Consider the following 12,454-nt stretch of genomic DNA (forward strand, 5'->3'; position numbering starts at 1 on the left):
TCCCGGCTCACCTTGACGCGCCCTTCAGCGCCGCCCTGTTTCAAGGGGACCAAAATGCGCTGCGGCGGGGCGCTCAATCCTGCCGAATTCTGCATTTGTGCCAGCTGTGTGTCAGCACCCGATTACAGCCTGCAACCGGCGCTCTTACAACTGGCCCTTGAGCGCGCGGTAATCGCGCGGGGTCATGCCGACGGTGGCCTTGAACTGGCGGGCGAATGCGCTCTGGTCGGCAAATCCGCAGCGTTGGCCGATGCTGGCGATGCTGTCGTCGCCGTACAGCAGGCGCATGGCCGATTCGATGCGCAGCTTGGTCAGCAGTTGCTGCGGGGTGACCTGGAACACGCGACGGAAGTGCCGCTCCAGCTGCGCCACCGAGAGCCCGGCCAGATCGGCCAGCGCCTGCACGCGCAGGTTGTCGCCGAAGTTGGCCTGCATGTGTTCCATCACCTGGCTCAGGCGCTCGTAGGCCGAATGCCGGCTATCGGGCTGGCCCAGATCGCGCGAAATCCCCACCACGCCGATCACTTCGTTCGCCTCGCACAGCGGGCGTTTGAAGGTCAGGCACCAGCCGGGCAAGCGGTTGGGATACAGATGCACTTCGAGCTGGTTGTCGATGAGTTCGCCCAGCAGCACGCGACGGTCCTGCATCATGTAACTGCCGCCCAGCGGCAACGGAAACACTTCCAGCGGCGAACGGCCGATGATCTCGCTGCGCAGCTTGCGCCCGAGCCGGCGCACCAGGGTGAGGTTGCAATGGGTGTAGCGGCCCTCGCTGTCCTTGATGAAGAACACCACGTCCGGCAGTGCATCGAACAGCGTCTGCATTTCCAGCGCGGGAAGGTTGAGGTCCATCAGGGTCATGATAGCGGTCACGATTTGACGGCTGCACGGTGGTGCAACCCAGGCTTGATCCTAGCGTAAACGCATGGCTGTGAATCAGGTTGGCGATTGTGCAGATTTCCGCATTTTCACTTCGCATTGAACGCTAGTCGTCCAAGGGTCGGCAATGGGAGCATGAGCCATGCACACCATCGACGTCATCGACTCCCATACCGCCGGCGAACCCACCCGCGTGGTCCTGGCCGGCTTCCCTGATCTGGGCGATGGCGACCTGGCGCAGTGCCGCGAGCGCTTCCGCCAGGACTTCGACCACTGGCGCAGTGCGATCGCCTGCGAGCCGCGCGGTTCGGACACCATGGTGGGCGCGCTGCTGTTGCCGGCGCGCGACCCTGCCGCCTGCACCGGGGTGATCTTCTTCAACAACGTCGGCTATCTGGGTATGTGCGGCCACGGCACCATCGGGGTGGTACGCACGCTGGCCGAGCTGGGGCGCATCGCGCCTGGCCAGCACCGCATCGAAACCCCGGTCGGCACCGTGGGCGTGGAACTGGCCGAAGACGGCACGGTGTCGGTGGACAACGTCGAGAGTTATCGCGCCGCCGCCGGTGTGGAAGTGGACGTGCCGGGCCATGGCCGGGTGCGTGGCGATGTGGCCTGGGGCGGCAACTGGTTTTTCATCACCGAGCAGTCGCCGTGCGCGCTCGATCTGGCGCACCAGCGCGAGCTCACCGCCTACACCGAGGCGATCCGGCTGGCGCTGGAAGCGGCCGGGATTACGGGTGAGGCGGGTGGTGACATCGACCATATCGAAGTCAATGGCGCTGCCCCCGATGGCAGCGGCGTGGCGCGCAACTTCGTGCTGTGCCCCGGGCTGGCCTATGACCGCTCGCCTTGCGGCACCGGCACCAGCGCCAAGCTGGCCTGCCTGGCCGCAGACGGCAAGCTGGGCGAAGGCGAGCGCTGGGTGCAGCAAGGCATTCTGGGCAGCGCGTTCGAGGGCAGTTATCGCCTGAGCGGGCGCGGCATTGCGCCGCGCATCAGCGGGCAGGCGTTCATCACCGCGCGGTCGCAGTTGATCATCGACCCGGCCGATCCGTTCGCCTGGGGCATCGTGGCCTGATGCAGGTGTCGCCGCCCGCGCCGGATGCTGCGTTGGCTGCGCCGTCGAGCGGCTCGGCTGCGGTGTTACTGCATGGCGATGCCAATGGGGATGTCAGCCAATCTGCTTCCTCCACGCGGCGCAGCTACGACCTGATCGTGATCGGCGCCGGCATCGTCGGTGCCGCCTGTGCGGAAGCTGCGGCAGCCGAGGGCTTGCGGGTGGCGATCGTCGAGCCGGGGCCGATCGGCGGTGGTTCGACTGCGGCGGCGATGGGACACCTGGTGGCGATGGACGACGATCCGGCCGAGCTGGCGTTATCGGCGTATTCGCTGAGCTTGTGGGAACGTTTTGCGCAATTGAGCGAGGCTGAGTTCAGTCGCTGCGGCACGCTGTGGGTGGCACGCGATGCGCGCGAACTGGCAGCGGTGCCGGCCAAGATCGCGCGGCTGGCGGCGGCCGATCTGCACGCAGAGGCCATCGATGCGCAACAGCTATATGCCCTGGAACCGCAGCTGGTGCCCGGGCTGGCCGGTGGCATGCGGGTGCCTAATGAAGCGGTGGTGTATCCGCCGCGGGTGGCGCGGCACCTGGTGAGCCTGGCCTGCAAGGCCGGTGCGCAGCTGTTTGCCGGCCGTCAGGTAACCCAATTGCAAACGCAGGGCGTGCGTCTGGACGATGGCCAGCTACTGTCCGGGCCGGTGCTGGTCGCCAGTGGTGTCGCCCTTCCGCAGTTGCTGCCCGAGCTGGCGCTGCGTCCGCGCAAGGGCCATCTGGTCATCACCGACCGGCATCCTGGCTTGATCCGGCATCAACTGCTGGAGTTGGGTTATGCCGATTCGGCGCATGGCGCCGACGACATCAGCGTGGCCTTCAATGTGCAGCCGCGGCCGACCGGGCAGATTCTGATCGGCTCGTCGCGGCAGTTCGGCGAAAACGACCGCGCGCTGTCGATGCCGGTGCTGCAACGGATGTTGCAACGTGCATTCGCGTATCTGCCCGTGTTGCGCGAGCTGCAGGCGATCCGGGTATGGACCGGCCTGCGTCCGGCCACCCCGGACGGGCGCCCGTATCTTGGGGCGGTGCCCGGCCGGGCCGATGTGTGGGTGGCAGCGGGGCATGAAGGGCTGGGGGTCACCACGGCGCTGGGGAGCGCACGGGTGATCGTGGACAGCCTGCTCGGGCGCACGCCGGCCATCGACCCGGCGCCGTACGCACCGGCGCGCGCAGTGCAGGGCGCCGCGGCATGAGCGCCACGGTTCGCCTGTATGTGGATGCGCAACCGGTGGACGTGCCGGCCGGCGCCAGCGTGGCGGCAGCGGTGGCGCAGGCCACGCTGCAATTTCGCCAGTCCAGCAGTGGCCAGCCGCGGGCACCGTTATGCGGCATGGGCGTGTGTTTCGAATGCCGCGTGCGCATCGACGGCATTGCGCAGCAACGCGCGTGCCTGGTGGATGCACGTGACGGCATGCAGGTGCGCACCGATGGCTGAGCGCGTGCTGCATTTCGATGTGCTGGTGATCGGTGCCGGCCCGGCCGGATTGGCTGCCGCGCAGGCAGCCGCTGGCCATGGCGCACGGGTGGGCGTGGTGGACATGCAGCCGCGTGCGGGCGGGCAGGTGTGGCGTAGCGACGTGCACCACGGTGCGCCGGCCGATGCGCGCGCGCTGTTGCGGCAGGTGCAAGGCAATGCCGCAATCAGCCTGCTGACGCGCACGCAGATCCTGCTGGCCCAGCCGGGCTGGTTGTTGGCCGATGGTCCGGACGGCACGCTGCAACTGCATTACGCCGCGCTGGTACTGGCCACTGGCGCGCGCGAATTGTTGTTGCCGTTTCCGGGCTGGACCTTGCCCGGCGTCACCGGCGCAGGCGCGGCGCAGGCGCTGGTCAAACAAGGCTGGCCGGTGCGCGACAAGCGCGTACTGGTGGCCGGCAGCGGGCCGTTGCTGCTGGCCAGTGCGGCCACCTTGCAGCGCCATGGCGCGCAGGTGCTCGGCATCCACGAACAAACCAGTGCTGCAGCGTTGCGCACCTTCGCCGCGAAGTTATGGCGCTGGCCGGGCAAGGCCGCTCAGGCGGTGGCGCTGCGGCTGCAATTGCATCGCGTCGCCTATCGCGCCGGCAGCATCGTCGTGGCCGCGTATGGCGATACGCAGTTGCGCGAAGTGGAGCTCGATGGCCCGCATGGTCGCACCCGCGTGGCTTGCGACCAACTCGCCGTGGGCTATGGCCTGGTACCCAATACCGAGCTGGCGCAGCTGCTGGGTTGCCAACTGGAACCCTGCGGCGCGCATCGACAGATCCAGGTCGATACCTTGCTGCGCACCAGCGTCGTGCAGATCTTCGCCGCTGGCGAAGCCTGCGGCATCGGCGGACGCGATTGCGCGTTGGTCGAAGGTGCGATGGCCGGGCATATGGCCGCCGGCGCACCCGATCACGCACTGCAGCTGCAGCCGCGTCGGCGGGCCGCACGCGGGTTTGCGCAGCTGTTGCAACAGCAATTCGCACTACATCCACGCATCCGCACGCTGGCGCAACCAGACACGCTGGTCTGCCGCTGCGAAGACGTGCCGCTGTGCGCGCTGGACGACTTCGACGATGCACGCGACGCCAAGCTGGCCTCGCGCTGCGGCATGGGCGCCTGCCAGGGCCGCATCTGCGGCAGCGCACTGGCCGAACTGGGCCGTTGCCCGCCCGATCTTTCCACCGACGCCGGCCGCCGGCCGCCGTTGTTCCCGGTCCGCCTCGCGGCGCTGGCCGACTCGTTCACTTCCGACTCGCAAGGGAATCATCCATGAGCATTGCTGCGTTCTGGCACGGCGTGTTGCCGGCCATCACCACCCCGTTCACCGCCTCCGGTGAGATCGACCACGACTTCCTCGGCAAGCACGCCAACCAGCTGGTGGATGCCGGCTGCACCGCGATTGTGCCGCTGGGCTCGCTGGGCGAAGCGGCCACCTTGAGCGTGGACGAAAAACTGGCGGTTCTGCGCACCCTGGTCACTGCCTTGAACGGCCGCGTGCCGGTGGTGCCGGGCATCGCCAGCCTGGCCACCGGCGAAGCGGTGGCGCTGGCCAAGGCGGCCAAGGAGATCGGATGTGGTGGCTTGATGGTGCTGCCGCCGTACGTCTATTCCACCGACTGGCGCGAGATGGGCGCGCATGTGCGCGCGGTGATCGGCGCGACCGATCTGCCGGTGATCCTGTACAACAATCCGGTGGCCTACAAGACCGATTTCGGCCCGGCCCAGATCGCCGAACTGGCCGCCGAATTCCCCAACCTGCAGGCAGTGAAGGAATCTTCCGGCGACGTGCGTCGCTTCGCCGCGTTGCAGGAATTGCTAGGCGATCGCCTGGCGCTGCTGGTGGGCATGGACGATGCCATCGTCGAAGGCTTGAGCATGGGCGCCAAGGGCTGGATCGCCGGCTTGGTCAATGCCTATCCGAAGGAATCGGTGCGCCTGTTCGAACTGGCGCGCGATGGCGGTTATCCGGCTGCCAAGGAGTTGTACAACTGGTTCTTGCCGCTGCTGCGCCTGGATACCGTGCCCACCTTCGTGCAGCTGATCAAACTGGTGCAGGCAAAGGTCGGCCTGGGCAGCGAGCATGTGCGTGCGCCACGGCTGGTCGTGGCTGGCGCCGAGCGCGAAGCGGCGTTGAAGGTGATCGATCATGCGATTGCCACCGCACCTAAGCTGTCCTGATGCCGCAGGCACCGTGACGCTGCGCAACACGCCGGTCTGTCAGCGTGTTGCGCAATCACGTCGCCGTGTGCGCAGCGACGTGTGCTGATCGATGCGGATGTCGCGTTTGATACGGCATCCGCATCGGCCCCTTGGTCGGCCGCTGCCGCACGCTGCGCACAGGTCGATTCCATGCAATTGAAGGTGCCGCAATGAACGAGACGATCCAACCCATCCTGCTGGCCGGCCAATGGCAGCCCAGTCACGCGGCGACGGGCAGTTTCCGCGCCGCCAACCCCGCCACGGGCGAGGCGATCGGGCCACTGTTTCCGGTCAGCAGTGCCGACGATATCGAAACCGCGCTTAGCGCCGCGCAAGCAGTCGCCGCCGAGCTGGCCGCCGCGCCGGCCGAGCGGATTGCCGCATTTCTGGACGCATACGCCGCTGCGCTGGATGCCGACGCCGACACCCTGGTCGCACTCGCGCATGCAGAAACCGCATTGCCGGCGCCCACGCGTTTACGTGGCAATGAGCTGCCGCGCACCAGCGGCCAATTGCGCCAGGCCGCAAACGCGGTGCGCAGCTACAGCTGGACCAACCCCATCATCGATAGCGCCGCCGATCTGCGCTCGCATCTGGCGCCCTTGGGCAAGCCGGTGCTGGTGTTTGGCCCCAACAATTTCCCGTTCGCGTTCAACGCGATTGCCGGCAGCGATTTCGCCTCCGCCATTGCTGCGCGCAACCCGGTGATCGCCAAGGCGCACCCGCTGCATCCGGCCACCAGCCAGCGCATGGCGCAACTCGCGCATCAGGCACTGGTGGGCTCTGGTTTGCCGGCGGCGGCGGTGCAGTTGCTGTATCACTTCGACAACACCGTCGGCGTGCGCCTGGCCGGCGATACGCGCCTGGGCGCGATCGGGTTTACCGGTAGCCGCGCGGGCGGGCTGGCGTTGAAGGCCGCGGCCGATGCGGCCGGCGTGCCGTTCTATGCCGAGCTGTCCAGCGTCAACCCGGTGTTTCTGTTGCCGGGCGCGCTGGCCGAGCGCGGCGATGCGCTGGCGCAGGAATTTTTTGCCTCGTGCACCTTGGGCAGCGGCCAGTTCTGCACCAATCCAGGCGTGGTGGTGGTGCCGCACGGCGCGGCGGGCGATGCGTTCGTTGCGGCCACCAAGGCGCATTTCGACGCGGCCATGCCGATGGTGCTGTTCTCGGCTGCAGGGGTCGATGGCGTGCAACGTGGAGTAGCGAGCTTGCGCGCTGCCGGCGCCGCGGTGCTGGCGGGCGGCCACACCGGTGAGGACGGCTACCGTTATGCGCCGACCCTGTTGAGCGTGGAGGCATCGGCATTTCTCGCCAACCCGCATGCGCTGCAGACCGAGGCATTCGGCCCGGTGAGTCTGCTGGTGCGTGCGCAGGACAGTGCGCAGATGACGCAACTGGCCGCCGCATTCGAAGGCAACCTGACCGGCACGCTGTACCGTGCTGTCGATGGCAGCGACGATGCGACATGGCAGGCCATCGCACCGGTGCTGCGTGCGCGGGTAGGGCGCTTGATCAACAGCAAGATGCCGACCGGCGTGGCGGTCAGCGCCGCGCAAAACCACGGCGGCCCGTTCCCGAGTACCGGACATCCAGGCTTCACCGCGGTGGGCATGCCGGGCGCGATTCGCCGCTTTGCCGCCTTGCACAGTTACGACGCCGTGCCCGATGCCTTGTTGCCGCCGGAACTGCGCCAGCACAATCCGGGCGGTGTCGCGCGGCTGGTCGATGGGCAGTGGAGCACCGCCGACTTGGGAGCGGGCACATGAGTACGCAGATCGGCGGTCTGTCGCTGGAACAGGCGCGCGCACAACTGGCGCCCTGGGCGCAGCGCGCCGCGCCGATCGCCGCAGACGAGTACGCGCAGCGCATCGAACGCGCACGCGGGCTGATGCGCGCACATGGTGTGGACGCTTTGTTGATCGGTGCCGGCACGTCCTTGCGCTATTTCACCGGCGTGCCGTGGGGCGCCAGCGAGCGGCTGGTCGCCGCGTTGCTGACCCTGGACGGCGACCCGGTGCTGCTCTGTCCGGCGTTTGAGGAGGGCTCGCTGGACGCGGTGCTGCAGGTTCCGGTCGCCAAATATCTGTGGGAAGAACACGAAGACCCGTACGCGCTGGCGGTGCAGGCGATGGACGACCGCCATTCGCACGCACTTGCATTGGACCCGGGCATCGCCTTCGCCGTGCACACCGGCTTGCGTGCGCATCTGGGCACGGCCATCCGCGATGCCGGCGCCATCATCGACGGCTGCCGCATGTGCAAGTCGCCCGCCGAGCTGGCGCTGATGCAGCAGGCCTGCGAGATGACGCTGCTGGTGCAGCGGCTGGCCGCGGGCATCGCGCACGAGGGCATCGGTACCGATCAGCTGGTGCGCTTCATCGACGAGGCGCATCGCGCGCTGGGCGCGGACAACGGCTCGACCTTCTGCATCGTGCAGTTCGGGCATGCCACGGCGTTTCCGCACGGCATTCCCGGCGTGCAGCACTTACGCGAAGGCGAGCTGGCGCTGATCGACACCGGTTGCACCGTGCAGGGCTACCACTCGGATATCACCCGCACCTGGAGTTACGGCGCGGCCAGCGATGCGCAACGGCGCATCTGGGACCTGGAGCAGGCCGCGCAGGCGGCGGCATTTGCGGCGATCCGCCCGGGCGTGGTCTGCGAGGCGGTGGATCAGGCCGCGCGCACCGTGCTGGAAGCGGCCGGGCTTGGCCCGGATTACCGGCTGCCGGGGTTGCCGCATCGCACCGGCCATGGCTGCGGTCTGGCCATTCACGAGGCGCCGTATCTGGTGCGCGGCAACGCGCTGCCGCTACAGCCGGGCATGTGCGCCAGCAACGAACCGATGATTGTGGTGCCTGGCCAATTCGGCGTGCGGCTGGAAGACCATTTCTACGTCACCGATGCCGGCGCGCAGTGGTTTACGCCGCCGTCTATTGCCATCGACCAACCGTTTGCCTGAGCCCGCACAAGCAAACGAACCGTAGGAGCGCACCCGGGCGCGATGGGTATTCCCGAGAGAGCCGGTCGCGCCCGGGTGCGCTCCTACCGCCGTCCCTGCATCTTGGAGTTACTGCATGAAGCACCTGCGTCCTGTCGCCATCGGCCTGCTTGCAGCCGCGTTGTTTACCGCCTGCAAACCGGCGCCTTCCACGCCGTATCGTCCGGCCGCCACTGCGGCAGCCGTACCTGGCGAACAGGCAGCCAAGGCCTTCGATGCGCTGCTGGACACACAGTGGCAATACCAGCTGCAGCACAGCCCCGAGTTCGCCAGCATCATCGGCGACAAACGCTATAACGACCGCTGGAGCGACTACTCGCTGGAGGCCGTACAGGCCGACCGTAGCGCCACCGCCGCGCTGCTCACGCAATTCGAAGCAGTGGATGCCAAGGCGCTGGATGAGCAGCGTCAGCTCAGCCTGCAGATGATGCTCGGCCAGTTGCGCGACAAGCTCGAAGGCATCGATCTGAAGACCTATGCGATGCCGCTGGAGCCGATCGGCGGCATCCAGCTGGCGCTGGCCGGCTATGGCGATGCGTTTTCGTTCGAAAACGCCAAGGATTACCAGGATTACATCACCCGGCTGCAGGCGATCCCGACCGTGATCGATCAGGTCATCGCGGCATCGCGGCAGGGCGCCAAAGAGGGCCTGGTGCAGCCGAAATACCTGCTGGAGCGCCTGCCCGAGCAGATCGACAAGATCGCGGCACTGACCGGCGAGCAGAGCCCGTTCGCCTCGCCGCTGAAAAAGCTCGATGCCGCGGTGCCGGCCGATCAACGCGCTGCGCTACGCGCACAACTGCTTGCGGCGATCGATCAACAAGTGCGTCCGGCCTACGGCAAGCTGGCAGCATTCGTGCGCGACGAATACGCCGCACAGGGCCGCAGCTCCGAAGGCATCTGGTCGCTGCCCGATGGCGAGCGCCGTTATCGCTACGCCATCCATACCCAGACCACCACCGACATGGCGCCGGAGGAGATCCATCAGATCGGGTTGAAGGAAGTGGCGCGCATCGAAGGCGACATGGCGGTGATCGCCAAGGCGCAGGGCTTTGCCGATCTGGCCAGCTTCCGCAAGGCGGTGGAGACCGACAAGCGGCACTTCGCCACCTCCGGCGAGCAGATCCTGCAGCAGTACCGCCAGTACATCGCCGCGATGGAGCCGGAGCTGCCCAAGTTGTTCGGACACCTGCCCAAGACCGCGCTGGAGGTGCAGGCGATGCCAGCCTTCCGCCGCGCCGCGCCGGGCGCCGAATATTGGCAAAGCAATCCGGAAGGCACCAAGCCGGCCATCGTGAAGGTCAACACCAGCGACTTCGCCAGCCGCACCTTGATCAACATCGAAACCACCGCCTATCACGAAGGCGTGCCTGGCCATCACCTGCAGATTTCGCTTGCGCAGACACTGCCATTACCGCCGTTCCGCCAGCAGGCCGGCTACAACGCCTATATCGAAGGCTGGGCGCTGTATGCCGAGCGCCTGGGCAAGGAGATCGGTTTCTTCAAGGACCCGTACAACGACTACGGCCGCCTGTCCGGCGAGTTGCTGCGCGCCAATCGCCTGGTGCTGGATACCGGAGTGCATTACAAGCGCTGGAATCGCCAGCAGATGGTGGATTTTTTCCACGCCCATCCGTCCGACGACGAGCCCAGCATCCAGTCCGAAACCGACCGCTACATCGTGTGGCCGGGGCAGGCGCTGGGTTACAAACTCGGGCAGCTGCAGATCCTGGCGCTGCGTGCCGAAGCGGAAAAAACACTCGGCGACCGCTTCGATGTGCGCGCCTTCCACGATGCGGTGCTCGGTGGTGGCGCAATGCCGTTGGCGATGTTGCAGCAACGCGTGCGGCAGTGGATTGCGCAGGCCAAGGCAGCGCCGGAGGCACGCCAATGACGACCAGCACCGTGTGGCGCGCCAGCGCATTGAGTGTCTTGATTGCAGCCGGTGTGGGTGGCACCGCATTGCAGGCGCAGGCCGCAGCACCCGCATCAGCCACGCAAGACAGTGCAGCAGCGCGCTTCAAAGCGCTGTACACGCGCGAATGGCGCTGGCGCCAGGCGCAGCTGTCCGGCGCGGTGGATGAAGACAACCAGGCCACGCAAGACAAGCAGTCCGATCATCTGCCCAAGGTCGATGTGGCCACGCAGAACCTGCGCACGGCGTATTGGCAACAAGCGTTGAAAGCGCTGGATGCGATTCCGGCAGCGCAGTTGTCGGCTGACGATCAGGTGAGCTACCAGGTGTATCGGCAGCAACTGCAGGTGCTGCTGGACCAGCAACGTTTTCGTGCATGGGAAATGCCGTTCAACAGCGACTCGGCGTTCTGGAGCGACCTGGGCTTCAGCGCGCAGGCCACGCTACGCACGCGCGATGACTATCAGCGTTATCTGAAAATGCTGGCCGATATCCCGCGCTATTTCGCCGAGCACACCGACAATATGCGCGCCGGCCTTGCGCGCGGCTTCAGCCAACCGAAGGTCACCTTGACCGGGCGCGACCAGTCCATCGCCGATGTGGTGCAAGCCAGTGGCGAGGCCAATCCGTTCTACGCACCGTTCAAAACCATGCCGGCCACGCTGCCGGCGGACGTGCAAGCACAGCTGCGTGCGCAGGCGGTGGCAACCATCAACGCACAGGTGGTGCCGGCGTATGCAGCGTTGCTGGACTTCATCCGCACCGAGTACCAGCCGCGTGCGCGCACGACGCTGGCCGGGGAAGCCTTGCCGGATGGCCAGGCCTATTACCGCGCGCAGATTCGCGAATTCACCACGCTGGAGCTGAGCCCGGACCAGATCCATCAGATCGGTTTGCAGGAAGTCGCCAAGCTACGCAAGCAGATGGACGCCACCATTGCCGAGAGCGGCTTCAAGCCACCGGCCGGGCAGGCGGTGTTCCCGGCGTTTCTACACTTTCTGCGCACAGACCCGCAGTTTTATGCCAAGACGCCGGAAGAACTGCTCAAGCAGGCGGCATGGATCGCCAAGCGCGTGGATGCCAAGGTGGGCGATTACGTCGGCCGGCTGCCGCGCCGCCGTTTCGCGATCGAACCGGTACCGCCGGAGCTGGCGCCGTTCTACACCGGTGGCCGCGGCGGTCCCGGCATTTATCTGGTCAACACCTACAACCTGCCATCGCGGCCGCTGTACAACCTGACCGCATTGACGCTGCACGAGTCCTCGCCCGGCCATGCCTTGCAGATGCCGCTGGCCGCAGAAGCGCAGGGGCTGCCGGCGTTTCGCCGCTATAGCTATATCTCGGCGTATGGCGAAGGCTGGGCACTGTATTCGGAGTATCTGGGCCAGGAAATGGGCATGTACGAAACGCCCTATGATCGCTTCGGCTATCTCACCTACCAGATGTGGCGCGCTTGCCGGCTGGTGATCGACACCGGGATCCACCACAAGGGCTGGACGCGGCAACAGGCGCAGGCGTATCTGCGCGACAACACCGCGCTGAGCGAGCACGAAGTCACCACCGAGGTGGATCGCTACATTGCATGGCCCGGGCAGGCGCTGTCGTATTACCTGGGCGAGCTGAAGATCCTGGAGCTGCGCCGCAAGGCCGAAGCCGCACTGGGCGAAAAATTCGACCTGCGCCATTTCCACGATGCGGTGCTGCAGACCGGCTCGGTGCCGCTGCCGGTACTGGAAGCGCGCGTCGCGCGTTTCATTGCCGACGGTGGCGTGTCGCCGTATCCCGACGACAGCGCAGCCGAGGCCTCGGCAAGCGATGCTTCGGCGGCAGCCGATAATTGATGCATGACCACCACGCGTGCGGCATTGCCGCAGT

Annotated in this window: 10 protein-coding genes; 9 read left to right on the forward strand and 1 reads right to left on the reverse strand. The window is 66.6% G+C overall.

From position 1 onward, the window contains the following. Positions 1-144: 144 nt before the first annotated feature. Positions 145-861, reverse strand: a complete 717-nt coding sequence (locus VC212_RS12130) for an AraC family transcriptional regulator (RefSeq protein WP_082473564.1) — start codon at positions 859-861, stop codon at positions 145-147. A gap of 160 nt (positions 862-1,021) precedes the next feature. Here VC212_RS12130 and VC212_RS12135 point away from each other — a divergent pair, with 160 nt between their 5' ends. From VC212_RS12135 to VC212_RS12175, 9 genes are all read left to right on the forward strand, one after another. Continuing rightward, on the forward strand, positions 1,022-1,960 hold the full coding sequence (locus tag VC212_RS12135) for a proline racemase family protein (protein ID WP_323514864.1): 939 nt from the start codon (positions 1,022-1,024) through the stop codon (positions 1,958-1,960). Next, positions 1,960-3,189 (forward strand): FAD-dependent oxidoreductase, encoded by a 1,230-nt coding sequence (locus VC212_RS12140; protein WP_323514863.1) that lies wholly within the window; start codon positions 1,960-1,962, stop codon positions 3,187-3,189. The genes VC212_RS12135 and VC212_RS12140 overlap by 1 nt, the downstream gene beginning before the upstream one ends. Then, on the forward strand, positions 3,186-3,431 hold the full coding sequence (locus tag VC212_RS12145) for a 2Fe-2S iron-sulfur cluster-binding protein (RefSeq protein ID WP_104616364.1): 246 nt from the start codon (positions 3,186-3,188) through the stop codon (positions 3,429-3,431). The genes VC212_RS12140 and VC212_RS12145 overlap by 4 nt, the downstream gene beginning before the upstream one ends. After that, positions 3,424-4,737, forward strand: a complete 1,314-nt coding sequence (locus VC212_RS12150; protein ID WP_323514862.1) for an FAD/NAD(P)-binding oxidoreductase — start codon at positions 3,424-3,426, stop codon at positions 4,735-4,737. The genes VC212_RS12145 and VC212_RS12150 overlap by 8 nt, the downstream gene beginning before the upstream one ends. Next, complete coding sequence (locus VC212_RS12155; RefSeq protein WP_323514861.1) at positions 4,734-5,642, forward strand: dihydrodipicolinate synthase family protein; 909 nt, start codon at positions 4,734-4,736, stop codon at positions 5,640-5,642. The genes VC212_RS12150 and VC212_RS12155 overlap by 4 nt, the downstream gene beginning before the upstream one ends. A 191-nt stretch (positions 5,643-5,833) precedes the next feature. Continuing rightward, positions 5,834-7,429: an aldehyde dehydrogenase family protein gene (locus tag VC212_RS12160; protein ID WP_323514859.1), complete on the forward strand. Its 1,596-nt coding sequence runs from the start codon at positions 5,834-5,836 to the stop codon at positions 7,427-7,429. Continuing rightward, complete coding sequence (locus tag VC212_RS12165; protein ID WP_323514857.1) at positions 7,426-8,625, forward strand: Xaa-Pro peptidase family protein; 1,200 nt, start codon at positions 7,426-7,428, stop codon at positions 8,623-8,625. The genes VC212_RS12160 and VC212_RS12165 overlap by 4 nt, the downstream gene beginning before the upstream one ends. A gap of 115 nt (positions 8,626-8,740) precedes the next feature. Further along, the gene (locus VC212_RS12170) at positions 8,741-10,558 is read left to right on the forward strand and encodes a DUF885 family protein (RefSeq protein ID WP_323514856.1); all 1,818 of its coding nucleotides are present in this window, start codon (positions 8,741-8,743) and stop codon (positions 10,556-10,558) included. Continuing rightward, positions 10,555-12,420 carry a DUF885 family protein gene (locus tag VC212_RS12175; RefSeq protein WP_323514855.1) on the forward strand — a complete coding sequence of 622 codons (1,866 nt, stop codon included), beginning with the start codon at positions 10,555-10,557 and terminating at the stop codon, positions 12,418-12,420. Before VC212_RS12170 ends, VC212_RS12175 begins: the two co-directional genes overlap by 4 nt. Positions 12,421-12,454: the final 34 nt, after the last annotated feature.

It is taken from the genome of Xanthomonas sp. WHRI 8932A, from assembly GCF_035012785.1.
In the GTDB taxonomy this organism is placed as follows: Bacteria; Pseudomonadota; Gammaproteobacteria; order Xanthomonadales; family Xanthomonadaceae; genus Xanthomonas.

Bases quoted from the DNA above. Each gene is read 5' to 3' on its own strand.
- VC212_RS12130 (WP_082473564.1), bottom strand. From the start codon at position 861: ATGACCCTGATGGACCTCAACCTTCCCGCGCTGGAAATGCAGACGCTG.
- VC212_RS12135 (WP_323514864.1), top strand. From the start codon at position 1,022: ATGCACACCATCGACGTCATCGACTCCCATACCGCCGGCGAACCCACC.
- VC212_RS12140 (WP_323514863.1), top strand. From the start codon at position 1,960: ATGCAGGTGTCGCCGCCCGCGCCGGATGCTGCGTTGGCTGCGCCGTCG.
- VC212_RS12145 (WP_104616364.1), top strand. From the start codon at position 3,186: ATGAGCGCCACGGTTCGCCTGTATGTGGATGCGCAACCGGTGGACGTG.
- VC212_RS12150 (WP_323514862.1), top strand. From the start codon at position 3,424: ATGGCTGAGCGCGTGCTGCATTTCGATGTGCTGGTGATCGGTGCCGGC.
- VC212_RS12155 (WP_323514861.1), top strand. From the start codon at position 4,734: ATGAGCATTGCTGCGTTCTGGCACGGCGTGTTGCCGGCCATCACCACC.
- VC212_RS12160 (WP_323514859.1), top strand. From the start codon at position 5,834: ATGAACGAGACGATCCAACCCATCCTGCTGGCCGGCCAATGGCAGCCC.
- VC212_RS12165 (WP_323514857.1), top strand. From the start codon at position 7,426: ATGAGTACGCAGATCGGCGGTCTGTCGCTGGAACAGGCGCGCGCACAA.
- VC212_RS12170 (WP_323514856.1), top strand. From the start codon at position 8,741: ATGAAGCACCTGCGTCCTGTCGCCATCGGCCTGCTTGCAGCCGCGTTG.
- VC212_RS12175 (WP_323514855.1), top strand. From the start codon at position 10,555: ATGACGACCAGCACCGTGTGGCGCGCCAGCGCATTGAGTGTCTTGATT.